Annotated in this window: 20 protein-coding genes; 11 read left to right on the top strand and 9 right to left on the bottom strand. The window is 71.2% G+C overall.

Features of this window, described 5'->3' with window-relative positions:
• The first annotated feature begins 4 nt into the window (after positions 1-4).
• Positions 5-1,633 carry a hypothetical protein gene (locus ISP_RS35955; protein WP_013228767.1) on the top strand — a complete coding sequence of 543 codons (1,629 nt, stop codon included), beginning with the start codon at positions 5-7 and terminating at the stop codon, positions 1,631-1,633.
• Between the two features lie 43 nt (positions 1,634-1,676).
• Here ISP_RS35955 and ISP_RS35950 read toward each other — a convergent pair whose 3' ends face one another.
• Together ISP_RS35950 and ISP_RS35945 are read right to left on the bottom strand one after the other, a co-directional pair.
• Positions 1,677-2,090, bottom strand: a complete 414-nt coding sequence (locus ISP_RS35950; protein ID WP_141748515.1) for a hypothetical protein — start codon at positions 2,088-2,090, stop codon at positions 1,677-1,679.
• 124 nt (positions 2,091-2,214) lie between these two features.
• Positions 2,215-2,892, bottom strand: coding sequence for a dienelactone hydrolase family protein (locus ISP_RS35945; RefSeq protein WP_013228766.1), 678 nt, complete (start codon positions 2,890-2,892; stop codon positions 2,215-2,217).
• 65 nt (positions 2,893-2,957) lie between these two features.
• Here ISP_RS35945 and ISP_RS35940 point away from each other — a divergent pair, with 65 nt between their 5' ends.
• Together ISP_RS35940 and ISP_RS35935 are read left to right on the top strand one after the other, a co-directional pair.
• Positions 2,958-4,310, top strand: a complete 1,353-nt coding sequence (locus ISP_RS35940) for a TrpB-like pyridoxal phosphate-dependent enzyme (RefSeq protein WP_013228765.1) — start codon at positions 2,958-2,960, stop codon at positions 4,308-4,310.
• A gap of 252 nt (positions 4,311-4,562) precedes the next feature.
• Entirely contained in the window at positions 4,563-4,811 is a 249-nt protein-coding gene (locus tag ISP_RS35935; RefSeq protein WP_013228764.1) for a hypothetical protein, read from the top strand.
• A 52-nt stretch (positions 4,812-4,863) separates the two neighbouring features.
• Here ISP_RS35935 and ISP_RS35930 read toward each other — a convergent pair whose 3' ends face one another.
• Positions 4,864-6,138, bottom strand: coding sequence for a diguanylate cyclase (locus ISP_RS35930; RefSeq protein WP_013228763.1), 1,275 nt, complete (start codon positions 6,136-6,138; stop codon positions 4,864-4,866).
• A gap of 207 nt (positions 6,139-6,345) precedes the next feature.
• On the opposite strand from ISP_RS35930, the gene ISP_RS35925 reads away from it, so the two are divergent.
• Positions 6,346-6,654 carry a hypothetical protein gene (locus ISP_RS35925; protein WP_013228762.1) on the top strand — a complete coding sequence of 103 codons (309 nt, stop codon included), beginning with the start codon at positions 6,346-6,348 and terminating at the stop codon, positions 6,652-6,654.
• An 80-nt stretch (positions 6,655-6,734) separates the two neighbouring features.
• Here ISP_RS35925 and ISP_RS35920 read toward each other — a convergent pair whose 3' ends face one another.
• The 3 genes from ISP_RS35920 to araD all read right to left on the bottom strand — a co-directional run bounded on the left by ISP_RS35920 (position 6,735) and on the right by araD (position 11,599).
• Positions 6,735-7,934 carry an MFS transporter gene (locus ISP_RS35920; protein ID WP_013228761.1) on the bottom strand — a complete coding sequence of 400 codons (1,200 nt, stop codon included), beginning with the start codon at positions 7,932-7,934 and terminating at the stop codon, positions 6,735-6,737.
• A gap of 51 nt (positions 7,935-7,985) precedes the next feature.
• Positions 7,986-9,770, bottom strand: coding sequence for a VanW family protein (locus tag ISP_RS35915; protein ID WP_013228760.1), 1,785 nt, complete (start codon positions 9,768-9,770; stop codon positions 7,986-7,988).
• A 116-nt stretch (positions 9,771-9,886) separates the two neighbouring features.
• The gene (araD, locus tag ISP_RS35910; RefSeq protein WP_013228759.1) at positions 9,887-11,599 is read right to left on the bottom strand and encodes an L-arabinonate dehydratase; all 1,713 of its coding nucleotides are present in this window, start codon (positions 11,597-11,599) and stop codon (positions 9,887-9,889) included.
• Between the two features lie 77 nt (positions 11,600-11,676).
• Between araD and ISP_RS35905 the strand changes: the two genes are divergently transcribed.
• Genes ISP_RS35905 through ISP_RS35895 form a run of 3 tightly spaced genes read left to right on the top strand, consistent with a single transcriptional unit; the run spans position 11,677 to position 13,826 of the window.
• Positions 11,677-12,330: a GntR family transcriptional regulator gene (locus tag ISP_RS35905; protein ID WP_013228758.1), complete on the top strand. Its 654-nt coding sequence runs from the start codon at positions 11,677-11,679 to the stop codon at positions 12,328-12,330.
• Complete coding sequence (locus ISP_RS35900) at positions 12,327-12,830, top strand: metallophosphoesterase family protein (RefSeq protein WP_013228757.1); 504 nt, start codon at positions 12,327-12,329, stop codon at positions 12,828-12,830. The genes ISP_RS35905 and ISP_RS35900 overlap by 4 nt, the downstream gene beginning before the upstream one ends.
• Before the next feature lie 9 nt (positions 12,831-12,839).
• Positions 12,840-13,826 (top strand): PHP domain-containing protein, encoded by a 987-nt coding sequence (locus ISP_RS35895; RefSeq protein ID WP_013228756.1) that lies wholly within the window; start codon positions 12,840-12,842, stop codon positions 13,824-13,826.
• Between the two features lie 6 nt (positions 13,827-13,832).
• Here the strand turns inward: ISP_RS35895 and ISP_RS35890 are convergent, their stop codons facing one another.
• Positions 13,833-14,678, bottom strand: coding sequence for a chitosanase (locus tag ISP_RS35890; protein WP_013228755.1), 846 nt, complete (start codon positions 14,676-14,678; stop codon positions 13,833-13,835).
• Positions 14,679-14,853: 175 nt separating this feature from the next.
• A complete protein-coding gene (locus ISP_RS35885) occupies positions 14,854-15,444 on the bottom strand; it encodes a TetR/AcrR family transcriptional regulator (RefSeq protein WP_013228754.1) in 591 nt (196 codons plus the stop codon).
• A gap of 66 nt (positions 15,445-15,510) precedes the next feature.
• Here ISP_RS35885 and ISP_RS35880 point away from each other — a divergent pair, with 66 nt between their 5' ends.
• Positions 15,511-16,986, top strand: coding sequence for a flavin-containing monooxygenase (locus ISP_RS35880; RefSeq protein WP_013228753.1), 1,476 nt, complete (start codon positions 15,511-15,513; stop codon positions 16,984-16,986).
• Here ISP_RS35880 and ISP_RS35875 read toward each other — a convergent pair.
• A complete protein-coding gene (locus ISP_RS35875; RefSeq protein ID WP_013228752.1) occupies positions 16,973-18,133 on the bottom strand; it encodes a saccharopine dehydrogenase family protein in 1,161 nt (386 codons plus the stop codon). The two genes, ISP_RS35880 and ISP_RS35875, sit on opposite strands and share 14 nt — an antisense overlap.
• Positions 18,134-18,244: 111 nt before the next feature.
• Here ISP_RS35875 and ISP_RS35870 point away from each other — a divergent pair, with 111 nt between their 5' ends.
• The 3 genes from ISP_RS35870 (at position 18,245) to hrpA (ending at position 23,862) form a co-directional block, all read left to right on the top strand.
• A complete protein-coding gene (locus ISP_RS35870; protein ID WP_013228751.1) occupies positions 18,245-19,408 on the top strand; it encodes a lactate 2-monooxygenase in 1,164 nt (387 codons plus the stop codon).
• A 118-nt stretch (positions 19,409-19,526) separates the two neighbouring features.
• Positions 19,527-19,775: a hypothetical protein gene (locus tag ISP_RS35865; protein ID WP_013228750.1), complete on the top strand. Its 249-nt coding sequence runs from the start codon at positions 19,527-19,529 to the stop codon at positions 19,773-19,775.
• Between the two features lie 178 nt (positions 19,776-19,953).
• Positions 19,954-23,862: an ATP-dependent RNA helicase HrpA gene (hrpA, locus tag ISP_RS35860; RefSeq protein ID WP_013228749.1), complete on the top strand. Its 3,909-nt coding sequence runs from the start codon at positions 19,954-19,956 to the stop codon at positions 23,860-23,862.
• Positions 23,863-23,878 lie beyond the last annotated feature (16 nt).

Genomic DNA, 23,878 nt, shown 5'->3' with positions numbered 1-23,878 from the left:
CCAGATGCGAACTGGGGTCTTCCTGCGCTGGGCGGCGCATCCGCTGACCGTCGGCGCCACGACGGTACTGCTGCTGAACGACCACCTGCTCAAACCGGTGTGGCCGGGCCTGGTCACCGGGAAGCTCAGTGACGTGGCCGGGCTGATCGCGGCTCCGCCGGTGCTCGGGCTGCTGCTCGGCCTGTTCCTCGCCCGCCGGCTCGCCGCCCCGGCCGCGGTGGCGGTGACGGGCGCCGCGTTCGCATTCGTCAAGCTGACCACGGCCGGCGCCGCCGTCGCTTCGGCGGCGTGGTCGGTCGTCAACGGGCCTTCGGTGGTCCTGGCCGATCCGACCGACCTGATCGCGCTGCCCGCACTGGGGCTTTCCTGGTGGGCCTGGCGCCGGGTGACCGCGGCCCCGCCACTGCCGGCGGAGCTGGTGTTCCGGGTGCGGGTGATCGTCGCGGTGCCGTTCGCGGTGCTGGCGATCACCGCGACGTCGGCGGCCCAAGACAACACGCCGGCGGTCGAATCCGTGCAGAGCGAGGGCGCGGAAGTGGTGATCGAGGCGGCCGGGGGGACTTTCAGCTCCTCCTCGGGCGTCGACGGTTGGAGGTTCGTGTCGGATGTGCCGCCGACGAACTGGTCGTCGACGGGGCCGACGCCGGAGCGGCAGCTGCAGGCCCAAGCCTGCGTGCCCGACGTGGCCGCACACTGCTACCGGGTGCGCGGTACCGCCGATCTCGACGACCACGGGTTGCTGCCGAGCGGTGGCCGCCCGCCCGGCGTCGACGAGTCGGCCGACGCCGGCCGGACCTGGCACACCGCCTGGGAGGTACCCGCCGCCCGGTGGGATTTCATCTCACGCCAGCACCCGTTTCCGGCCGGGGTGGTCAACCTGCCCAAACTGTCCAGCGTGGAAGTCGTCGTCCGCGCCGTCCCGGGCGGGCACGAGGTGTTCGTGGCCAACGGGGTGGAAGGGCTGGTGGTCCGCGGTGCCGACGGTGCCTGGCGCCGGATCCCGGTCGTGGTCCCCGAAACCGGGCTGGCCATCCGGCCGGCGCCGCTCACCGCCTTCGGCCGGTGGATCGGGGACGACGTCGAATACGCCGGCTTGCTCACCGTGCTCGCGCTGCTGATCGGGACGACGCTGGCGGCCGCCCGGGTCCGCACCCGGCTCGGCCGCGGCCTCACCGCCGTCGTTCCCCTTGTCCTGCTCATCGTGCTGGGTCTCCCGGTCCTCGGCGCGGTGGCGTTCTTCATCGAGAACTCCGGGACGTCGACCGGGCCGTGGCTGGTGGCTTCCCTCTGCCTGGTCGGCACCGGCGCCGGTCTCGTGCTGGCTCAGCCGCTCCTGTACCGGCCGCGCATGACCGTCGTCGTCGTGGCCGCTGTCCTGACCGGGCTGGCGTACGTCGCGCCCACGCTGGGCTGGACGGTGGGTTACCCGGAGGAGCACGCCCCGGCGGTCGAACTCGGCCTGATCCTCGCCGCGGCTTGCCTGCCGGTGGTCGCCGCGGCCGGCTGGTGGGCCGGCGCGCGCCACCCGGCCGTGCTGCCGGGACCACCCTGGCCGCCGGACCCGCCCTGGCCGCGCCGGCCGTCCGGGCCGCCTTGGCCGGTGGATCCGCCCGTCCCGAGGCAGGAGTCCTAGCGCGGTCGTCCTGGCGTTCCGCACTCGACGCCGCGTCGCGGTGTCAGCCGGACTTCGCCTGGTGGACGATCGCGGCCGCGGCGTGGGGTCGGGGACCGTGATCGTCACGCTGCGGCCGGTGCGCAAGGTCAGGCGCAGGGCGGGTCCGGTCCGGAGCGTGAAGCAGGTGTGGCGTGGGGTCCACCAGAAGCCGAGGGACAGGCGCCACAGTGACGGCCGCAGGTCGGTCACCTCGGCACGCTCGATTCTCGTCCAGGCGGTAGGTGTGGCGTGGCCGGCTGAACGCTCCACAGTGGACCGAGACGCCGTCGGCGCTCGCGGCCGTCCGGACCCGCAGCCCGGTCAGCACGATGACGAGCGCCACGGCCACGGCGCCGAGCAGCGGGTTAGCGGGGCCGGCCGGGTCGAGCCAGCCGCCGTGCGACAGGCCGCCCAGTGACAGCAGCAATAGCACCATCCGGGCACATGAGCGTCGGCGGCCGCGAAGTCCTGGCCCACCGCCGCGTCGAGACGCGCGAAAAGCAGGAACCACAGCAGGAGGAAGACCAGCTCACCGGCGCCCCGGAAGAGCGCGGCCGCCTTCACGCCGGCAGGGTCCGCCGCAGGAACTCCGTCGTCAGCTCCCACGCCCGGGCCGCCGCTTCGGGGTGGTGGAACATCGGGGCCACGTGGTTGTGGAACGCGTGCCCCGCCTCCTCCTGGACGTGGATCTCCGCCCCGGGGTGCGACGCCACCGCGGCCTCCACCACGGCCACATCGGAACGCGGGATGTACGGATCCGTTCCGCCGAAGTGGAACTGGATCGGGCATTCGACGCGGGACAGCGCGTCGATCTGCTGCGCCACCGTCGAGCCGTAGAACGACACCGTCACGTCCGGATCGCCCTCGGCCGCCGCCGCGAAGGCCAGCGAGCCGCCCAAGCAGAAACCCAGCACACCCACGCCGCCCGTCACCGACGGCAGGGACCGGAGGTGGGCCACCGTGGCCAGGACGTCCGACAGTCCCGACGCCGGGTCGAAGGAGGCCATCACCGCCATCGAAGCCGCGACACCCGCTTCGTCGTGGGTCGACGACCAGCCCGGTGCCGTGCGCCAGAACAGCTCCGGGACCGCCACCACGTAGCCCGCGGCGGCCAGGTCCGACGCCACCGAGCGCAGGTAGTCGTCCAGCCCGAAGATTTCCTGGACCAGCACCAGGCCCGGACCGCGGCCGGCGGGCGGGTGCCACAGCGGGATGTCGTTCAGGACTGAATTCTTCACCCGGACACCGTACTGGCTCCGCGGCCGGGTGCGTCCTAAGTTGAGGTGCCGACCAAGGAGGCGTGATGGCTGAGCAGACCAAATACGTCCTGGACGAAGCCGATCTCCCCGCCCAGTGGTACAACGTCATCCCCGACCTGCCCGAGCCGCCGCCACCGCCGCTGCACCCCGGCACGCGCGAGCCCGTCGGCCCGGACGACCTCGCGCCGCTGTTCCCGCAGGCGCTCATCGCCCAGGAAGTGACGACGGATCGCTATGTCGACATCCCGGACGAAGTGCGGGAAGTCTACCGGCTCTGGCGCCCGTCGCCGCTGTTCCGGGCGCGACGGCTGGAGAAGGCGCTGGGCACCCCCGCGCGGATCTACTACAAGTACGAAGGCGTCAGCCCGGTCGGCTCCCACAAGCCGAACACCGCCGTGCCGCAGGCGTTCTACAACGCGGCCGAAGGCGTCCGGCGGCTGACCACCGAGACCGGCGCCGGCCAGTGGGGGAGCGCACTCGCTTTCGCCTGCGCCCAGTACGGGCTGGAGTGCGAGGTCTGGCAGGTGCGCGCGTCCTACGACCAGAAGCCCTACCGCAAGCTGATGATGGAGACGTTCGGCGCGACCGTCCACCCGAGCCCGTCGGAGCTGACCGAGTCGGGCCGGGCGATCCTCAAGCAGCACCCGGACTCGACGGGCAGTCTCGGCATCGCGATCAGCGAGGCCGTCGAGCAGGCGGCGCAGGACCCGGACACGCGGTACGCGCTCGGCAGCGTGCTCAACCACGTGCTGCTGCACCAGACGGTCATCGGTGAGGAAGCGCTGAAGCAGTTCGAGCTGGCCGGCGACACCCCGGACCTCCTGGTCGGCTGCACCGGCGGCGGCTCCAACTTCGGCGGGCTCGCTTTCCCGTTCCTGCGCGAGAAACTGGCCGGCCGGATGGACCCGGTGATCCGCGCGGTCGAGCCGGCGGCGTGCCCGTCGCTGACGCGCGGCAAGTACGCCTACGACTTCGGCGACACCGCCGGGCTGACACCGCTGCTGAAGATGCACACGCTCGGCCACGAGTTCATCCCGGACCCGATCCACGCGGGCGGTTTGCGCTACCACGGGATGTCCCCGCTGATTTCGCACATCCACGAGCTCGGCCTGATCGAGGCGATCGCGATCGGCCAGCAGGAGTGTTTCGCGGCGGGGGTGCGGTTCGCCCGGTCCGAGGGCATCATCCCGGCGCCGGAGCCGACCCACGCGCTCGCGGCGTGCATCCGGGAAGCGTTGCGGTGCAAGGAAACCGGCGAGGAGAAGGTGATCCTGACGGCGCTGTGCGGTCACGCCCACCTCGACCTGCCGGCGTACGGTGCTTACCTCGCCGGGGACATGGTGGACGACGAGCTTTCCGATGCGACGCTTGAGGAGTCTCTGGCCGCCTTGCCCTGACGCGAGCGCTCCGAGGTGGCCTTCGGGGCGCTCAACGCATCTGCCCCACGTAGCGAACGGCGCCGACCCGCGTAGGGCGGCGCCGCCCCTACGTAGCGCCGGCGCGGCCCCTACGTAGCGCCGGCGCGGCCCCTATGTAGCGACAAGCGCCGGCCCTACGTAAAACCCCCAATTGACAAGGCGCATCGGTGACGCGACCATCTTTTCGGCCCCTTCGAGCATGACCTTTGCTCTTAAGGATGGGGTAGGTCCGTGTCGATAGGTCTCTCGCTCGCGCTGCTGGCATGCATCATGGTGCTGGCGGGGGTGGGCCTGATATCCCATCTGCTCGTCAAGCTCGACGCACGCAAGTCGCTCCGGCAGATAAAGCTTGACGCGCACGTCGGCCGGTGGTTCGGCCTGGCGATTCACATCGACCGGGAAGCTGAGCAGGTGGCCAAGCCGGCACCGGCGGAACCTGGTGAACCGCGCGCGGCCGACCTGTTCAAGGTTGATCCTTGAAACCGCAAGCTCGGCTGGTGGAATCGCCGGAGTTTCGTACAGACCGCGAGGCTTACAGCGCGTCCGGGATTTCCGGGCGGGTCAGCTCGCTGCGGGCGGTCGCCAGGACCACGCGGTCGCGGCCGCCCGCCTTGGCCTCGAACACCGCGTCGTCGGCTGCCTGCAACAGGATCGTGTACTCCGTGGCCGTTTCCGGGTACACCGCCGCGCCGATCGAGGCCGTCAGGCCGCTGATCACCTCCGGCTTGCCCGGGCGGACCACCGGGACCGGCACCTCGAGGCGGGCGATCGCCGTGCGAATGCGGTCCGCGACGGACGCGATCTCCGCACTCGTCATGCCCGGGAGCAGCACCACGAACTCGTCGCCGCCGAAGCGGCCCACGTAGTCGCCGCCGCGGACGGCCGCCTGGATCGCCGCCGCGACCGCGCGCAGGACCTCGTCGCCCGCCAGGTGGCCGTTGCCGTCGTCGATGGCCTTGAAGTGGTCGATGTCGATCATCAGCACGCCGGCCGTCGAGGACAGCTCCGCTGCGCGGACCAGCTCGTTGCGGGCCAGCTGGACCCAGAACTCCGGCGCGAGCAGCGCCGTCTTGGAGTCCGTGCGCGCGGCCGCCTGGAACTGCGGCAGCAGCAGGCCGATGTGCAGCGCCACCGGCGTCACCATGAGCACCGGTAGCAGCCACGGCCGGACCGTCATCACCAGCGCGATACCGCAGCCGACTCCGACCGCGGCCAGCACGATCAGCACGTCGGACGCGTTGCCGAACGCCTGCCGCGGCGGCTTTCCCGGGTTGCTCATCAGGATCGCGACGATGACGAGCGCGTAGTTCAAGCCGAAGTAGACGATCCCGGCCGCCAGCAGCGCGGTCATCCCGCCGAACCCGTCCAGGTAGGGCACGTACGGCGCCACGTGCCCGGTGCCCGCCCACAACACGGCCCCCGCGGCGGTGCACGCCAGGATCACCGTCGCGCCGGAAAACACTTTCCGGTGAATTACGCCTCGCCGTTTGTAGACGCGGACCCAGGAATGGGCATAACTCACGACGATGACGAGCGTGGCCAGCGGCGGGGGCAGCAGGAGCAGCCCGGCGAAGATCCAGATCGACTGCAGGTGCATGTGCGGCCGGCCGTCGGCGGCCAGCTCGCGGATGCGCTCGATGCGTTGCGCCGCTTCGAGGTGCACGACCTCACCGGCGAGGATCAGTCCACACCAGAGCAGCGATGGGGTGGTGATCGGCACCAATGCGGCCGTCGAGAGAATCGCGATCAGCGCCAAGGCGTCGACGACGAGGACGTAGCCGAACACCGGAGTGGCCAGCTTCCACATCGCCCACGTTCGGATACCCGATCGTGGACGTTCTGAGCTGGGCTTTCGCCCTGGGGACCCGGACAATCCCACGAAACGCCCTTCTGCTCAGGACGGATTTCTTCGCGGAAATCGTCAATGTAACCGAATGAACGCGGTGTGTCACTAGGCCGGTCGGGCTACGGTCCGGTCACGCACCGTGTCACTTCCCCATAACAAGGAGAAATCATGTCGCACTTCCTGAACGGCAGCAACATCGTCCCGTCCCGCCGCCGCGCGCAGCGGCCGACCGACTGGACCCGGCAGCTCCCCACCGACTGGACCCGGGCGATCCCGACCGACTGGACCCGGGCGATCCCGACCGACTGGACCCCGCGGCAGCTGCCGACCGACTGGACCGCCCGCGAACTGCCCACCGACTGGACCGTCCGCGAGCTGCCGACCGACTGGGCCGTCCGCGAGCTGCCGACCGACTGGGCCCGGCCGGGCGTCTCGCCAGCGCTGCCGCAGTGCCCGACCGACTGGACGCAGTCCTGACCTCGCTGCGATGCCGTGAATGACTCATTCCTGGCGTCAGACGCCAGGAATGAGTCATTCACGGCGTTCGGCGCGGTCGGTCACCGGGGATCCGGCTGTGCCCGCCGCCACAGCCGGGCGGCGCCGAAGGCCGCCACCACGCCGATCGCCCCGGCCCCCGCGACGACGCCGTGCGGGGCCACGCGTTCGGCCACCAAGCCGGCCAGCACCACGCCGAGCCCTTGCGACACCCGCAACGCCGTCAACGCGAAGCCGAACGCCTGGGCGCGCTGGGCGTCCGGTGTCAGCTGCACGAACGTCGTGTTCGCGATCAAGTTGTACGAACTGGCCACTCCGGAGAGTGTGAACAGCGCCAAAGTGGCCACCAGGTCCGGTTCCAGCGCGCAGCCCAGCAAGGCCGCGCAGGCCAGCACGGCGAGCGGCCCCAGCAGCCGCGCCCGCCGCGCGGGCGGGATCCGTGACAGCACCGCCATGCCGAGCACGTTTCCCAGCGCGAACGCCCCGAGCAGCAGGCCGACCACGACCGCGCCGCCGCCGAGCTCGGCGGCGTACGGCGCGGCGACCGCCTCGCCCGCGATGTAGACCCCCGACACGCAGCCCAACGCGACCAGGGCGAGCCGCCGCCGGTCGCCGGCCACCACCGTCCAGCCGGCCCGGACGTGCCGCCACCACCGGATGCCGGAGGTTTCCCGCGCCGGCCGCGGCTGGACGCCGGCGACCAGGAACAGCGCCGACACCGCGAAGCTCGCCGCGTCCGCCATGAGGGCGCCGCCGGTGCCGAGGCCCGCCACGAGCAGCCCGCCGAGGGCGAACCCGGCGACCTGGCCCGCCTGCACCAGCATCATCAGCAGGCCCATCCCGGGCACGAACGTCTCGCCCGGCAGCACCTGCGGCAGCAGCGCGGCCCGCGCCGAGTTCCAGACCGGGTTGAACAGCTGAACGCCGACCAGCAGCGCCGCCACCGCGGGCAGCGGAAGGCCCGGCGCCGCCATCACGGCCACCGCGAGTGCCCGCAGGACATCCGCCAGGACCATCACCGTCCGCGGCGGGTACCGGTCGGCCAGCCCGGACAGCAGCGGCCCGCCGATGAGATCCGGCAGGAACGTCAGCGCGTAGGTCAGCGCGGCCCAGCCCGGCGAATTCGTGCGGTCGTACACCAGGATCGAGAGCGCGACCCGCGCCAGCTGGTCCCCGGTGACCGAGACCAGCTGGGCTGAGAACAGCGCCCGGAATTCGGTCACGGAGAGGACGTCCCGGAAGCCGGCCGCGCGCGCTGTCATGGGCACTCAGGGTACCGCCGCGGACGCCCAGCGTGAACGGCCGTTAGGAGGTCACTGACCCTCGCCGCAGACGATTTTCGGCTGCGGGTTGTAGTGGACGGTCCGGGTCGAGCGGCTGACCTCGCGGCCGGTGGCGGCGTCCTTGAGCACGCGGGTGTTGCTGGTGGTGAACCCCGGGGCGCCGTTCGAGGCGTGGCAGTTCTCCGCCGGCCCCGGCTTGGGCTGCGGGTCGCTCGGGTCGGTCCGCTCGCCTTCGATCGACTCGACGGTGTAGCGCTTGGTGCCCCACAGCTTCACGGTGATCGACGACGGCGTCCAGATCGTCTGGATCGCGATGCCGGTCGGCGAGTCGTTGGTGAACTTGAGGTCGATCACGCTGGACCCGTTGGGGTTCTGGAACACCGTGGCCTCGCGCGCGGCGGGGTAGCGGCTGATGTAGTAGCTGTGCTCCTTGTGCCCCGCGTCCTTGAGGCCCGCGAAGTAGGACGCGTTGTACAGCGTGGTCGCGAACTGCGAAATGCCGCCGCCGACCTCGCGCCCCGGAGCGCCGTCCTTGATCACGCCCGCCTCGACGTAGCCCTGGGCTGTGCCGCGCGGGCCGGTGAAACCGTTGAGGCTGAAGGTTTCCCCGGGCTTGACGATGGCGCCGTTCACCTTCTGGGCGACGGTCCGGATGTTCACCCCGGAGTCGGCCGCGAACTTCTCGGTCGTGAACTCGCCGACGACTTCCTTGATGCCCAGCTGGTTCGCCTGCTCGGTGGTCACCTTCGCCGGGCTGTCCTTGTAGACGGCCGGGAGCTCGCGGCCGTCGGTCTTCTTGAGCACGTCGGGCAGCGGCTTGAGGCTGGGGTCCCAGTCGACGGTCCGGCCGTCGGTGGAGGGGTCGACCGCGGGCTTGCCGCCCTCGAAGACGACGGTCGCGTCCTTGCCCTCCTTCTCGGTGGACTTCAGCTGCGGTCCGGCGGCTTCGGCGATCTTCGCGTTGTCGATCTTCGGGGTCAGCCCGCCGCCCTCGGCCGGTTCGAAGGTGATCGCCGCGGCGATCACCTCCGGCTTCACGGTGGCGACCTTGCCCTCGCCCTTGACCAGCAGCGGGCCGGACACGGCGGGCCGCGCGAACCCGTCGAGCGCCGCCTGGACGCCTTCGGCCGTGGTCCGGACCGGCGTGCTGGTCACCGGCAGCGCCAGGGTCTCCCCGCTCGCCCACTTTTCGACGACGGCGGCGGTCGCGGCCGGCACGTCGAGCTTCTGCCCCGTCTTCGGCGGCACGGCGACCGGCCGGGCGCCCTCGAACTTGACGGTGCCCTCGACCGGGTCGCGGTCGACCTGGCCGCGCAGTGCCTCCAGCGCTGCGGTGAGCTTCGCGTCGTCGGCGTGGCTGACGACGCCGACCTCGCGGCTGGAGAACAGCGACGACAGCCGTGTGAACGGGTTCAGCGGCTGCTCGCCGGCCTGGTCGAGGGTCTGCGGCCAGTCGAGCTTCAGCCCGGCGAGCGTCGGCGCCAGCGTGCCCTGGTACTCGCCCGCGGTGACGGCGAGTGGGCGGGTCAGCCGCGGCTCGATCTTCCCGCGCAGTTCCTGCTCGGCCGCCTCACGGCCCATTCCGCCGACGTCGACACCGGCGACGGTCACCCCGCGCGGGACGCTGCCCTGGCTGACCAGGAGGTCGATCCCGTAGACCGCGACGAGCACGCCGAACACCCCGCCCGCGACCAGGCCGGCCGTGCGGAAGGAGCGCTTCGCGACGGCGGGGGCGGGCTCCGGCTCGGGCCGGACGACCGGCAGGACGTCGGTCTGCTCGCCGTGCGAGTCGGGCCAGTGCGGTTCGTACGGCAACTCTCCACCCCTTCAACGCGGCACCGGGTTGCGACGGTGACGGGAACAGCGTACGGGGCACCCGGACAAGCCGTACGACTCGCCCTAACGGGGGATGAAACGGTCACGGATCGGCGTCAGCGCGCGTCCGGTTCGGGGTTGCGGCCCGCCCGGGCCAGGAAGTCGAAGTCACAGCCTTCGTCGGCCTGCGTGATGTGTTCGCTGTAGAGCGCGCCGTAACCGCGTTCGAACCGGGGGGCCGGCGCGGTCCACTCGGCACGCCGCCGTTCGAGCTCCGCATCGGACACCTCGAGCCGCAGCGTCCGCGAAGGAACGTCCAAGGTGATCAGGTCGCCGTCGCGGACCAGGGCCAGCGGGCCGCCGACGTGCGACTCGGGGGCCACGTGCAGGACGCAGGCGCCGTAGCTCGTCCCGCTCATCCGCGCGTCGGAGATCCGGACCATGTCCCGGACGCCCTGTTCGAGCAGGTGCGCGGGAATCGGCAGCATCCCGTACTCGGGCATGCCGGGGCCGCCGAGCGGGCCGGAGCCGCGCAGCACCAGCACCGAGTCCGCGGTGATCGCCGGGTCGTCGATGCGCTTCTTGAGGTCGGGGTAGTCCTCGAACACCACGGCCGGCCCGGTGTGCGTCAGCAGGTGCTTCTCGGCCGCGATGTGCTTGATGACCGCGCCCGACGGCGCCAGGTTCCCGTGCAGCACGGCGACCCCGCCCTCGGTGGCGACCGGGTTGTCCCGCGTGCGGATGACGTCGTCGTTGTGCACCTGCGCGTGCGAAAGGTTCTCGCCGAGGGTGCGGCCGGTGACGGTGAGCCGGTCGGGGTGCAGCAGGTCGGTCAGCCGCGACAGCAGCCCGGGCAGGCCGCCGGCGTAGTAGAAGTCCTCCATCAGCCAGTCGCCGCCGGGGCGGATGTTCGCCAGCACCGGCACGCGCCGGGCGATCGCGTCGAAGTCCGCGAGCGACACCGGGATGCCGCTTCGGCCGGCCATCGCGATCAGGTGGATCACGGCGTTGGTCGAGCCGCCCAGCGCGAGCACGGTGGTGATCGCGTCGGCGTACGCGCGCTTGTCCAGCACCTTCGTGATGACCAGGTCTTCCCAGACCATGTCGACGATCCGGGCGCCGCTCGCGGCGGCCATCCGGTGGTGCGCCGAATCGACGGCGGGGATCGACGCCGCACCCGGCAGGGTCACGCCGAGCACCTCGGCGGCCGAGGTCATCGTCGACGCCGTCCCCATCGTCATGCAGTGCCCCGGTGAGCGGGCCAGTCCGCGTTCCAGTTCGGACAGTTCGGCGTCGCCGATCAGCCCGGCGCGCTTGTCGTCCCAGTACTTCCACATGTCGGTGCCGCTGCCGAGGACCTCGTTGCGCCAGTGCCCGCGCAGCATCGGCCCGGCCGGGACGAAGAGGGCGGGCAGCCCCGCGCTGGCTGCGCCCATCAGCAGCGCCGGGGTGGTCTTGTCGCAGCCGCCCATCAGGACCGCGCCGTCGATCGGGTAGGACCGGAGGATCTCTTCGGTCTCCATGGCCAGCAGGTTGCGGTAGAGCATCGGGGTCGGCTTCTGGTAGGTCTCCGACAGCGTGGCGACGGGGAACTCCAGCGGGAAGCCGCCGGCCTGCCAGACGCCCCGCTTGACCTGCTCGGCGCGTTCGCGCAGGTGCATGTGGCAGGGGTTGATGTCCGACCAGGTGTTGAGGATGCCGATGACGGGTTTGCCGAGGTGCTCTTCCGGGTTGTAGCCGAGCTGGCGGCTGCGGGCGCGGTGGCTGAAGTTGCGCAGTTCGTCGCCGCCGAACCACCGGTGGCTGCGGAGTTCCTCGGGTTTCTTCATGCGATCCAGTATGGCATCTGATATACGATCTGCCTGGCCTGGTTGAATGGGTTCCGACACGAACTAGGGAGCGCGCCATGACCGGGACGTTCAGCCTGCCCGCCTCCCGGACCGAAGTGGTCCTGGAGGAGATCCGCCGCGGCATCCTGACCCGGGAACTCGTCCCGGGTCAACCGCTGGTCGAGGCGGAGCTGGCCGCCCGGCTCGGCGTGTCGAAGACCCCGGTGCGCGAGGCGCTCAAGGTGCTGTCCAACTCCGGGCTGGTGACGTTCAGCCCGTACAAGGGCGCGTCGGTGATCACGGTCGACGCCGAGCTCGCGAAGTCCGTCTACGACGTGCGGATGGTGCTCGAGCCCGAGGCCGTCCGGCGGACCGTCGAGCGGCACGACCCCGAGCTGCTGGAAGACGCGGCGGAGGCGCTGAAGGAGGCGTCGACGGCGATCGCGGACAAGGACCAGGCCGCGCTGAGCCTGCTGAACCGCCGCTTCCACCGTGCCCTCTACCGCGGCTGCGGCAACCCGCTGCTGGTCAGCATCCTCGACGACCTCAAGGACCGCGCGGCGCTGATCAGCGTCGTCGGCTGGGAGGCCAACCCCAGCTGGAAGAAGGAGTGGACCGAGCACCGGGCGGTGCTGGCCGCGGCGAAGAAGGGGGACGCGGAGGGCGCGGCCGCCCTGCTGCGCGACCACATCGGCGGGTTCCTCGAGCGGGTGCTGAAGGCCATCGGATGAGGCTGCTGCTCATCTCGGACACCCACCTGCCGGCCCGCGCCCGCGAGCTGCCGCCGCAGGTGTGGGCCGAGGTGGCGGCCGCCGACGTCGTCGTGCACGCGGGCGACTGGGTCGACGTCGCCCTGCTCGACGAGCTGGAAGAGCGCAGCAAGCGGCTGATCGGCGTGTACGGCAACAACGACGGCCCGGCGCTGCGCGCGCGGCTGCCCGAGATCGCTCGGGTGGAGCTCGACGGCGTACGCCTGGCCGTGATTCACGAAACGGGCGCCAAACAGGGCCGCGAGCAGCGGTGCGACGCGCAGTTCCCGGACACCGACGTGCTGGTCTTCGGGCACAGCCACATCCCGTGGGACACGGTGGCGCCGTCCGGGCTGCGCCTGCTCAACCCCGGTTCGCCGACGGACCGCCGCCGTCAGCCGTACTGCACGTACCAGACCTGCCGCATCGAAAACGGTGCGCTGACCGGCGTCGAGCTGCATCAACTGCCCCGGAGGGGGTAGACAGGTCCCATGGATCCGGCATGGGCGTTGCGGGAGATCGCGTTCCAGCTCGAACGCGCGGGCGAACCGACCTACCGCGTCCGGGCGTTCCGGAACGCCGCGGCGACGGTCGACAAGACCGGCGCCGAGAAGCTGGCACAGCTGGCGGAGAACGGCACGCTGACGTCGTTGCCGGGGATCGGCAAGGCCACCGCCGGCGTCATCGAGGACGCGCTGGCCGGCCGCGACCCGGCGTACCGGGGGAAGATCGTCGACAAGGAGCTGCCGGACGGTGAGCCGCTGCGCTCGGCGTTGCGCGGCGACTGCCACACCCACTCGGACTGGTCGGACGGCGGCAGTTCGATCGGCGAGATGGCGGTGGCGGGCCGGGACGTCGGCCACGAGTGGATGGTGCTGACCGACCACTCGCCGCGGCTGACGGTCGCGAACGGGTTGTCCCCGGACCGGCTGCGGACGCAGATGCAGATCGTGGCGAAGGCCAACGAGCTGATGGCGCCCTTCCGCCTGCTGCACGGCATCGAGGTCGACATCCTCGACGATGGCTCGCTCGACCAGGAAGAGGAGCTGCTGGGGCAACTGGACTTCGTCGTCGCGAGCGTCCATTCGAAACTGCGCATGCCGGCGCGCGACATGACACGCCGGATGGTGGCGGCGGTGCGGAACCCGCACGTGCGGGTGCTGGGGCACTGCACCGGACGGCTGGTGGTCGGCCGCGGGCGTCCGGAGTCGGAGTTCGACGCCGAAGCGGTGTTCACGGCGTGCCGCGAGAACGGGGTGGCGGTGGAGATCAATTCCCGGCCGGAGCGCCTGGACCCGCCGATGCGCTTGCTGCGCCTGGCGGCGGAAATCGGCTGCGACTTCACCATCGACAGCGACGCGCACGCGCCGGGCCAGCTCGACTGGCTGGGCTACGGCTGCGAGCGCGCGATCAAGGCGGGAATCGGGCCGGAGCGCATCCTGAACACCCGTACGGCGGATGCGCTCCTGACCCGATAGCCCGGCTCAGTTGATCGTGTACGAGTCCCCGTAGACCTTCCACTTCAGCGGGGTGTGCAGGTCGAAGTTGCCCTCGCTCAGGAACTTCGCCTGCTCGGTGTCGACGCGGGAGGTGTCCGCGTGCGCCTCTTCCTGCTTCATGATCACCTTGCGGGCGGCGAAGAACGCCTTGAGGTACGTCGCTTCGTCGCCGCCCTGTGCCGGGGTCTTCGCCTTCTTCATCGCGGCCTTGCGGATGCCGCCGAAGCTGTCGGAGCTGTCGCCGGGGCCGTGCATCACGATGGCGTCGTAGTAGGCGAACTGACCGAGGTTGCTCAGGCCGTCCGCCTTGCCCTGGTTCACCGACGGGTTGAAGTAGACGCGGTCGCGCTCGTTGTTCTGCGCGGTCTGGAACGCCGTCGTCGCCGCGGCCTGCTTCCACGCGCTCTCGAACGCCGAGCCCAGCCCGGAGTGCGAAGCCGTGCCGTTCACCTTGCGCAGCGCGGGAAGGTACTTCGCCAGTGGGTTGTTCGGCACGGAATTCGTGTACGCCTCGACGAGTTCCAGCATGTCGCCGGTGCCCGAACAGAAGCCGATGATGCCCGCGGTGTAGCCGCGGCCGTCGCCGATGTCCTCGATGTACTTGTACTGCGCCTTCCAGTCCAGCGAGGAGTTTTCCGCGCTGGAGACCAGCTTCATCGCGATTTCCTTCTTGGCCGGGGCCGAGAGGTCACCGGTGGCGAGCACGGACGCGCTGGACGCCGCCAGTGGCGCGGGGGCGGCCGAGGAGAGGGCCGGCGTGGTGATCACGAGGGCGGCGACGGAGGCCGCACCGAGCGTGCCGACGAGGACCGGCCGCAACTTCTTGCTCATGGGGAGGGGACCCTTTCCGCGGGATGCGCCGTCGGAGTACGGCGGTTACGGGTGATGTGGGTGGAGCTGCGGCGTAACGACACGGTAGCGAAGGGTCAGCAGGCTCCACAAGAGGCGGAATTCGTTCATGTTCGTGAACGGTCCAGACCACCACCGACGGGTCCGGAAAGGACGGTCAGCGCACCCCGGCGAAGAGGCGGATGACGTCCGGCAGCACGGTCACCGGGATCGTCGGGTCGATCGCGCGCTGGACGCCGAGCCCGATGCCCAGGCTGAGCAACGCCGTCGCGGCGTCGTCGGCCGACATCGGGAGGGTGATCCCGAACCGCTCGGCGTACCCGGTGAGCAGGCCGGCGATGGTGTCGCGGATGGCCTTGTCCCGCGCGGCCAGCTCGGCACGCACGTGCGGGTCGCGCCGCGCGTTCGTGGCGAACTCGACCTCGAGCGCGGTCCAGGCCTCGTCGCCGATGCTGCGCTCGGCCCAGGTCTGGAACGCCGCCAGCAGTCCCTCCATGCCTTCGGCGCCGGCCAGCGCCTCGGCGATCAGGGCGACCTGCTCGTCGTGGATCCGGTCGAGCACGGTGAGGCAGAGCTCGTCCTTGTTGCGGAAGTTCGAGTACACCGCGCCCTTCGAATACCCGGCCTCGTCGGCGACCTTCTCCAGCGACGTCACCGAGTAGCCGTCGCGCAGGAAGAGCAGCTTGGCGGTCTCGATCAGCTGCTCGCGGGTGCGTGCCTGGCTTTCCGCGCGGGTGAGTCGGGCCATGGGGGCACTCTAGCGAACAGTGGAATTGGGGTACCGATGGTTTTCGGATACTGCTAGTCTCCGAAAATGGAACAACGCGACTTCGCCGTCCTCGTCGTCGGTGCCGGGGCATCGGGCCTGGGTGCCGCCATCCGCCTTTCCCAGGCCGGCGTCGGTGACCTCGCCGTGCTGGAGAAGGCCGGCGCGCTCGGCGGGACCTGGCGCGACAACACCTACCCCGGCTGCGCCTGCGACGTCCCGTCCGCGCTGTACTCCTACTCGTTCGCGCCCAATCCGGAGTGGACGCGCGCGTTCGCCGGCCAGGCCGAGATCCGGGCCTACCTGCAGGACACGGCCGCGCGCTTCGGCGTCACCGAGAAGATCCGCTACGGCGTCGAGGTGACGCGCGCGCAGTGGAACGCCCGGGAGTCCCGGTGGGAGCTCGAGACGTCGCAGGGGCCCTGCACCGCGCGGATCCTGGTCGCCGGCACCGGTCCCTGGCACGAACCGCTGATCCCGGACCTGCCGGGGCTCGCCGGTTTCCCCGGCGAGGTCTTCCACTCCGCGCGCTGGAACCACGGTTACGACCTGACGGGCAAGAGGGTCGCGGTGATCGGCACCGGCGCGTCCGCGGTCCAGTTCGTCCCGGAGATCGTGCCCCGGGTGGGGCGGCTGCACCTGTTCCAGCGCACCGCGCAGTGGGTGCTGCCCAAGCCGGACCACCCCGTCGCGGGCGCCGAGCGGTTCCTCCTGCGGCGGTTCCCGGCCCTGCAAGGGGCCCTGCGCGCCGCCGAGTACGGCCTGATGGAGACGCTCGGCTTCGGCTTCCGGCACCCGTGGCTGCTGCGGCAGGTGCAGAAGATCGGGCTCGCCCACCTGCGCCGGTCCGTCCGGGATCCCGTGCTGCGCAAGGTGCTCACGCCGGACTACACGCTCGGCTGCAAGCGCCTGCTGATGTCCAACACGTACTACCGCGCCCTGACGGAGTCCACTGTGGACGTCCATCCGACGGCGGTGCGGGCGGTGGAGGGCCGCCGCGTGCTGGGCGCGGACGGTACGGTCGCCGAGGTCGACGCGATCATCTTCGGCACCGGCTTCCACATCCTCGACATGCCGGTGTCGGCGCGCGTGTTCGACGCCGAGGGCCGCAGCCTCGACGACCACTGGAAGGGCAGCCCGCAGGCGTACGCGGGGACGACGGTGGCCGGGTTCCCGAACCTGTACCTGCTGCTGGGCCCGAGTCTCGGCACCGGGCACTCGTCGGCGTTCACGATCGTCGAGGCCCAGCTGCGGCACACGGTCGCGGCGGTGACCCGGACGCTGCGGTCGCCGGGGACGTCGCTTTCGGTCCGCCCGGAGGTGCAGGCGGCGTTCAACGCGGAGGTCCAGGCGGCCCTGCCGGGCACGGTCTACCAGTCCGGCGGCTGCTCCAGCTACTACACGGACGTCAACGGGCGCAACAGCTTCAGCTGGCCGTTCTCCACCGGGCGGCTGCGCTCGCGGGTGGGCGAGTTCCGCGAAGCCGACTACGAGATCACCGACTGCGAGATCACAACGTCGTGAAGCGGATGCCCGCCTTGGTGAGCCGGTCCACGAGCGCACCGCCCATCGCGGTCGCCGTGGTCACCTGGCCCGCCGTCTCCGGGAGGTCGTCGGTCGCCAGGCAGAGGGCCGACTCCGCCAGCATCTTCGCCGTCTCGTCGTAGCCCGGATCGCCGCCCGAGACCTCCGTCACCACCCGCGAGCCGCCGCCTTCGCCGAGGAACCGCACCGAAAACCACGACCGCGCGCGCCGCTCGGGACTCGGCCCGTTGCCGGGCGCCAGCAACCGCGACAGCGCCCGCCGGGCCGGCGGGACCTGCGCCGCGGCGAGCAGGGCACCCGCCCCGGCCACACCGCCGGCCAGCACGGGCAGGTGCTTCACCGCGGCGAAGTGCCGGTACGTGAAGTCCGGCCCGTAGCGCTCGGACGCAGCCGCCGACCGGCGGACGACGTCGGGGTCGATCGTCGGCAGCGGCACCGCCCACCAGCCCGGCTCGGCGACCCGGTGCGGGCGTCCGAGCGGGGCGCGGGCGAACCGGCCCGCCGGCCGCGGCTCGGTCGCCGCGCGTTCCTTCGCGACGCGGGCCCCGGCCGGCAGCCGGGACATGATGGTCAGCGCGCTGAGGAACGTGCCGCCCGAGGGCATCCCGCCGGCGCGGACGTAGCCGTCGACCCGCAGCGGCACGCCTTCGGGCAGCTGCTGCACGGTGAACCAGGCGCCGAGGTCGTGCGGGATCGAGTCGAACCCGCACGCGTGCACCAGCCGCGCGCCGGTCTCGCGGGCGCGCCGGTCGTGCGCCAGGTACATCCGGTCGACGAACTCGGGTTCGCCGGTCAGGTCGACGTAGTCGGTGCCCGCTTCGGCGCACGCGGCCACCAGCGGTTCGCCGTGCGTCAGGTACGGGCCGACGGTGGTGATCACCACCTTCGTGGCCTCCGCGACGGCCACCAGGGAAGCGCGGTCGCCGGAGTCGGCGACGAGCAGGTCGAGCGCGCCGAACCGGTCGTCGATCTCCGCCAGCCGCGTCCGGACGGCCTCGAGCTTGCCGCGGTTGCGCCCGGCCAGCGCCCAGCGCAGGTCGGCCGGGGCGTGGCGGGCCAGGTACTCGGCGGTCAGGCCGCCGGTGAACCCGGTGGCGCCGAACAGGACCACGTCGTACGCGCGCATGGCAGCTCCTTCGAAGGGACGTCGGCGGGCTCAGGTTACCCGCCGGTCAGTTCCCGGCGCCGGGTGAACTACCGGCGGGTACAGTGCCCCCTCGACCGCGAGGAGGCCACCGTGACCGAACGCTTCGGCAGCTACCAGAACGAGATCTACCTGCAGGGACTCGGTGGTCGGCTGCCGCCGTGCTCGACCGACGCGACGAAGCTCGAGGCGTCGGCCCGCGAGGTCATGGCACCCGGGCCGTTCTCCTACGTCGCGGGCGCGGCCGGCTCCGGCGCGACCGCCCGGGCCAACCGCGAGGCGTTCGACCGCTGGCGCGTCGTGCCCCGGATGCTGACCGGCGCCACGGACCGCGACCTGGCCACGACGGTGCTCGGCACCCGGCTGCCCGCGCCGGTGGCCCTCGCCCCGGTGGGTGTCCAGTCGATCGTCCACCCGGACGCCGAGTCCGCGACCGCCCGCGCCGCCGCGTCGGTCGGACTGCCGTTCACCCTGTCCACGGCGTCCTCGACCGGCATCGAGGACGTCGCGGCGGCCGGCGGCGACGGCCCGCGGTGGTTCCAGCTGTACTGGCCGGGCGACAACGACGTCTGCGCGAGCCTGCTGACGCGGGCGAAGAACGCGGGCTACACCGCGCTGGTCGTCACCCTCGACACGTGGACGCTGGCCTGGCGACCGTCCGATCTGGACCAGGCGTACCTGCCGTTCCTGAAGGGCGAAGGCTGCGCCGTCCCGTTCACCGACCCGGTGTTCCGCGGCCTGCTGGAGAAGTCGCCGGAAGACGACCCGAACATGGCGATCCTGCGGTGGATCGGCATGCTCACCGGCACCGACCGGACGTGGGACCAGCTGCCGTTCCTGCGCGAGCACTGGGACGGCCCGATCGTGCTCAAGGGCATCCAGCACGTCGCCGACGCGCGCCGCGCGGCCGAGGCCGGCATGGACGGCGTCGTGGTGTCGAACCACGGCGGCCGCCAGGTCGATGGCGCGCTCGGTGCCCTGGAGGCCCTCCCGGGCATCGTCGCCGCGGTCGGCGACCGCATCGAGGTGCTGTTCGACTCGGGCGTCCGCACCGGCTCCGACGTCCTCAAGGCACTGGCCCTGGGCGCCCGGGCGGTGCTGGTCGGCCGCCCGTGGGTGTACGGCCTGGCCCACGCGGGCGAGGACGGCGTGCGCCACGTCCTGCGCAGCCTGCTGGCGGACTTCGACCTGACCATGGGGTTGTCCGGCCACCGCACGCTCGCCGACCTGGGCCCGGACTCGCTGCAGCGGACGTGAGGTAACGAATCGGGAACTCGGGCGACAGCGCGGGCGAGGGCCGCTACGGTTCTGCCTCGCCACGGCCGCTCGGGGACGGACCGGTGGTTCCATCGTTCCTTTCACCAGGGGGTTTCCCATGTCTTCGATCATGATGCGGATCGGCGTGCTGTGCGCCGTGCTCGGGTTCGGCACGCTCGTCCTCGAGCAGTTCGACTACGAGTTCCGGATCCTGTCCTGGGCCACCGACATGCAGCCGGTGTTCGGCATCGTCCTCGGCGTGGCCGGGCTCGCGCTGATCGGTGGCTCGGTGGCGCTGAGCCGGGCCAAGACGGCGGAGCAGCACGCGCCGGTCCAGCCGCCGCAGCAGCCCGGCCAGCCCGGCTGAGCCCAAAGCGCCCCAATGTGGCCTTGGTTGCGTTCAACGCACCCAATGTGGCCTTCGGTGCGTTGAACGCACCGAAGGCCACATTGGGGCGCTCGGGGCCGGGTCGATGTCTGGTCGGTCACGCGGCGGGGATATTCGGAAGCCCGGTCGGTCACCCACGGCTATCCTTGGACCAAGAATGTCCGAGCCATCCCCCTTCCACGCGCTGCGAGCGCGCCTGCCCGAGCTCATGCCGCGTGACGAGCAGCGGCTGCGCCGCCGGCTCGAGGGCGCCCGCAAAGCCCGTGACCGTGACAGCGCCCTCGCGCGGATCGCCGCCGACGTCGACGCCGCCGAGCTGCGCCTGCGGTCGCGGCGCGAAAGCGTGCCCAAGATCGAGTACCCCGCCGAGCTGCCGGTCAGCAAGCTCAAGGACGAGATCGCCGCCGCCATCGACAAGCACCAGGTCGTGATCGTCGCGGGGGAGACCGGCTCGGGCAAGACCACCCAGCTGCCGAAGATCTGCCTGGAGCTCGGGCGCGGCATCCGCGGCCAGATCGGGCACACGCAGCCGCGGCGGCTGGCCGCGCGCACGGTCGCCGACCGCATCGCGAGCGAACTGAAGACCGAGCTCGGCGAGACCGTCGGCTACAAGGTGCGGTTCACCGACCAGTCCGGGCAGGACACGCTGGTCAAGCTGATGACCGACGGCATCCTGCTGGCCGAGATCCAGACCGACCGGTCGCTGCGCCAGTACGACACGCTGATCATCGACGAGGCCCACGAGCGCAGCCTCAACATCGACTTCATCCTCGGCTACCTCAAGCAGCTGCTGCCGCGCCGCCCCGACCTCAAGGTGATCATCACCTCGGCGACGATCGACCCGGAACGGTTCTCGAAGCACTTCGACGACGCGCCGATCGTCGAGGTCTCCGGCCGGACGTACCCGGTCGAGGTGCGCTACCGGCCGCTCGTCGACCCCGAAAATCCGGCAGCTCCCGAAGGCTCCGGAGACGCCGACGAGCGCGACCAGACCCAGGGCATCCTCGACGCCGTCGAGGAGTTGTGCGCCGAGGGCCCCGGCGACATCCTGGTGTTCCTGTCCGGCGAGCGCGAGATCCGCGACACCGCCGACGTGCTCAACCGGGCGAACCTCCGCAACACCGAGGTGCTGCCGCTGTACGCGCGGCTTTCGTCGGCCGAGCAGCAGCGCATCTTCCAGTCCCACACCGGGCGCCGGGTGGTGCTCGCGACCAACGTCGCCGAGACGTCGCTGACCGTGCCGGGCATCAAGTACGTCGTCGACCCGGGCACCGCGCGGATCTCCCGCTACAGCCACCGCACCAAGGTGCAGCGGTTGCCGATCGAACCGGTGTCGCAGGCGTCGGCGAACCAGCGCAAGGGCCGCTGCGGCCGGACGTCGGACGGCATCTGCATCCGGCTCTACTCCGAAGCGGACTTCGAGGCGCGGCCCGAGTTCACCGATCCGGAGATCCTGCGGACCAACCTCGCCTCGGTCATCCTGCAGATGACGTCGCTGGGCCTCGGCGACATCGCGGCGTTCCCGTTCGTCGAACCGCCGGACCGCCGCCAGGTCGCCGACGGCGTCGGCCTGCTGCAGGAGCTGGGCGCGTTCGCGCCGGGCGGTTCCGGGTCCGATCGCAGCCTGACCGACATCGGACGCAAGCTCGCGCAGCTGCCGGTCGACCCGCGGATGGGCCGGATGGTGCTGGAGGCGGCCCGCAACGGCTGCGTCCGCGAGGTGATGATCATCGCGGCCGCACTGTCCATCCAGGACCCGCGGGAACGGCCGGCCGAGAAGCAGCAGGCCGCGGACGCCCAGCACGCGCGGTTCGCCGATCCGACGTCGGACTTCCTGGCCTACCTGAACCTCTGGGAGTACGTCGCCGAGCAGCAGAAGGCGTTGTCCGGCAACCAGTTCCGGCGCATGTGCCGCACCGAGTACCTGAACTACCTGCGGCTGCGCGAGTGGCAGGACATCTTCAGCCAGCTGCGTCAGCTGGCCAAGCCGCTCGGCATCTCGCTGAACACGAACACGGCCCCGGCCGACCCGCAGCGCGTGCACACGTCGCTGATCGCCGGGCTGCTCTCGCACATCGGGCTCAAGGACCCGGCGAAGGGCGACTACCTCGGCGCGCGCGGCGCCCGGTTCGGCGTGTTCCCGGGCTCGGCGCTGTTCAAGAAGCAGCCGCGCTGGGTGATGTCGGCGGAGCTGGTCGAGACGTCGCGGCTGTGGGCGCGGGTCAACGCGCGCATCGAACCCGAGTGGGTGGAGCCGCTGGCCGGGCACGTCGTCAAGCGGTCCTATTCCGAGCCGCACTGGGAACGCAAGCAGGGCGCGGTGATGGCGATCGAGAAGGTGACGCTGTACGGCGTCCCGCTGATCGCCGACCGCCGCGTCAACTACGGCCGGATCGACCCGGAGCTGTCGCGGGCGCTGTTCATCCGGCACGCGCTGGTCGAGGGCGATTGGCAGACGCGGCACCACTTCTTCGCCGAGAACCGGGCGCTGCTGGAGGAGGTCGAAGACCTCGAGAACCGCGCGCGGCGGCGTGACATCCTGGTCGACGACCAGACGCTGTACGAGTTCTACGACGCGCGGGTCCCGGCGGACGTCGTGTCGGTGCGCCACTTCGACAGCTGGTGGAAGAAGGCCCGGCACACCGAACCCGACCTGTTGTCGTTCGAGAAGTCCATGCTCATCAACGAGTCCGCCGGCGGCGTCCGCGAGGGCGACTACCCGGACTCGTGGACGCAGGGCACGCAGGTCTTCAAGCTGACCTACCAGTTCGAGCCGGGCGCGGACGCCGACGGCGTCACCGTGCACATCCCGCTGCCGGTGCTCAACCAGGTGACGCCGGACGGGTTCGACTGGCAGGTGCCGGGGCTGCGGGCGGAACTGGTCACGCAGCTGATCAAGTCGCTGCCGAAGGCGGTGCGCCGCAACTTCGTCCCGGCGCCGGACACGGCCCGGGAAGTCCTTTCGCGAGTGTCCCCTTCGGACGGTCCGCTGCTGGAGGTGCTCGGCCGCGAGCTGCGTGCCCTGCGCGGGATCACGGTGCCGTACGCGGACTGGGACCTGTCTTCGGTGCCGGAGCACCTGAAGATGACGTTCCGGGTGGTCGACGAGCGGGGTCGCCGCGTGGCCGAGGGCAAGGACGTGGCGGAGCTGCAGCGCCGCCTGGCCCCGAAGGTCCGCGAGACGATCTCCAAGGCGGCCAACACCCTGGAGAAGGCGGGCCTGACGAAGCCGTCGTTCGGTTCGTTGCCGGAGGTGTTCTCCTCGCACCAGCGTGGGCACGACGTCAAGGCGTACCCGGCGCTGGTGGACGAGGGCGCGACGGTGGCGGTGCGGCTGCTGGACACGCCGGCCCAGCAGGAACACGCGATGTGGGCGGGCACCCGGCGGATGCTGCGGCTGAACCTGAACTCGCCGATGAAGTTCATCACGCGGTCGCTGTCCAATTCGTCGAAGCTGGTGCTCAACCGGAACCCGCACGGCAGCGTGGCGGCGCTGCTCGAGGACTGCGTCGACTGCGCGGTGGACGCCCTGATGGCCGCGGGCGGCGGCCCGGCGTTCGACGAGACCGGCTTCAAGGTGCTGCTGGAGAAGGTCCGGGCGGGCTTGCACCCGGCGGTGCTGGACGTGCTGACCGAGGTGGAGAAGATCCTGCGCGCGGCGAACGACGTCGAGGTGCAGCTGTCCTCGTCGCGCGGCCCGGCGGAGTCCTTGGCGGACATCCGGGCCCAGCTGACGGCGCTGGTGTATCCGGGTTTCGTGACGGAGACGGGCGCTTCGCGACTGCGCAACGTGGTCCGGTACCTGCAGGGAATTTCCCGACGGCTGGAGAAGCTGGTTTCGGAGCCGACGCGCGACCTGCAGCGCACGGCGGACATCGCGTGGATCCAGGGCGAGTACGCCGACGCGCTGGCTTCGCTGCCACCGGGAACGTCGTCCCCGGAGCTGCGCGAGGTGCGGTGGATGATCGAGGAGCTGCGGGTTTCGTTCTTCGCCCAGACACTGGGGACGGCGCACCCGGTGTCGTTGAAGCGGATCACGAAGGCCCTGGACGACGCCCTGGCCTGACGCCGGGAATGTCCGG

The sequence above is a fragment of the Amycolatopsis mediterranei genome (assembly GCF_026017845.1).
In the GTDB taxonomy this organism is placed as follows: Bacteria; Actinomycetota; Actinomycetes; order Mycobacteriales; family Pseudonocardiaceae; genus Amycolatopsis; species Amycolatopsis mediterranei.
Note: the sequence above shows the minus strand (reverse complement) of the source record. Positions and strands in the feature narration are given on the sequence as shown.

Coding starts and splice junctions, on each gene's coding strand:
- ISP_RS35905 (WP_013228758.1), top strand. CDS start 11,677: ATGACCGGGACGTTCAGCCTGCCCGCCTCCCGGACCGAAGTGGTCCTG.
- ISP_RS35875 (WP_013228752.1), bottom strand. CDS start 18,133: ATGCGCGCGTACGACGTGGTCCTGTTCGGCGCCACCGGGTTCACCGGC.
- ISP_RS35900 (WP_013228757.1), top strand. CDS start 12,327: ATGAGGCTGCTGCTCATCTCGGACACCCACCTGCCGGCCCGCGCCCGC.
- ISP_RS35940 (WP_013228765.1), top strand. CDS start 2,958: ATGGCTGAGCAGACCAAATACGTCCTGGACGAAGCCGATCTCCCCGCC.
- ISP_RS35930 (WP_013228763.1), bottom strand. CDS start 6,138: ATGTGGAAGCTGGCCACTCCGGTGTTCGGCTACGTCCTCGTCGTCGAC.
- ISP_RS35885 (WP_013228754.1), bottom strand. CDS start 15,444: ATGGCCCGACTCACCCGCGCGGAAAGCCAGGCACGCACCCGCGAGCAG.
- ISP_RS35920 (WP_013228761.1), bottom strand. CDS start 7,934: ATGACAGCGCGCGCGGCCGGCTTCCGGGACGTCCTCTCCGTGACCGAA.
- ISP_RS35890 (WP_013228755.1), bottom strand. CDS start 14,678: ATGAGCAAGAAGTTGCGGCCGGTCCTCGTCGGCACGCTCGGTGCGGCC.
- ISP_RS35895 (WP_013228756.1), top strand. CDS start 12,840: ATGGATCCGGCATGGGCGTTGCGGGAGATCGCGTTCCAGCTCGAACGC.
- ISP_RS35955 (WP_013228767.1), top strand. CDS start 5: ATGCGAACTGGGGTCTTCCTGCGCTGGGCGGCGCATCCGCTGACCGTC.
- ISP_RS35865 (WP_013228750.1), top strand. CDS start 19,527: ATGTCTTCGATCATGATGCGGATCGGCGTGCTGTGCGCCGTGCTCGGG.
- ISP_RS35925 (WP_013228762.1), top strand. CDS start 6,346: ATGTCGCACTTCCTGAACGGCAGCAACATCGTCCCGTCCCGCCGCCGC.
- hrpA (WP_013228749.1), top strand. CDS start 19,954: ATGTCCGAGCCATCCCCCTTCCACGCGCTGCGAGCGCGCCTGCCCGAG.
- ISP_RS35880 (WP_013228753.1), top strand. CDS start 15,511: ATGGAACAACGCGACTTCGCCGTCCTCGTCGTCGGTGCCGGGGCATCG.
- ISP_RS35950 (WP_141748515.1), bottom strand. CDS start 2,090: ATGGTGCTATTGCTGCTGTCACTGGGCGGCCTGTCGCACGGCGGCTGG.
- araD (WP_013228759.1), bottom strand. CDS start 11,599: ATGAAGAAACCCGAGGAACTCCGCAGCCACCGGTGGTTCGGCGGCGAC.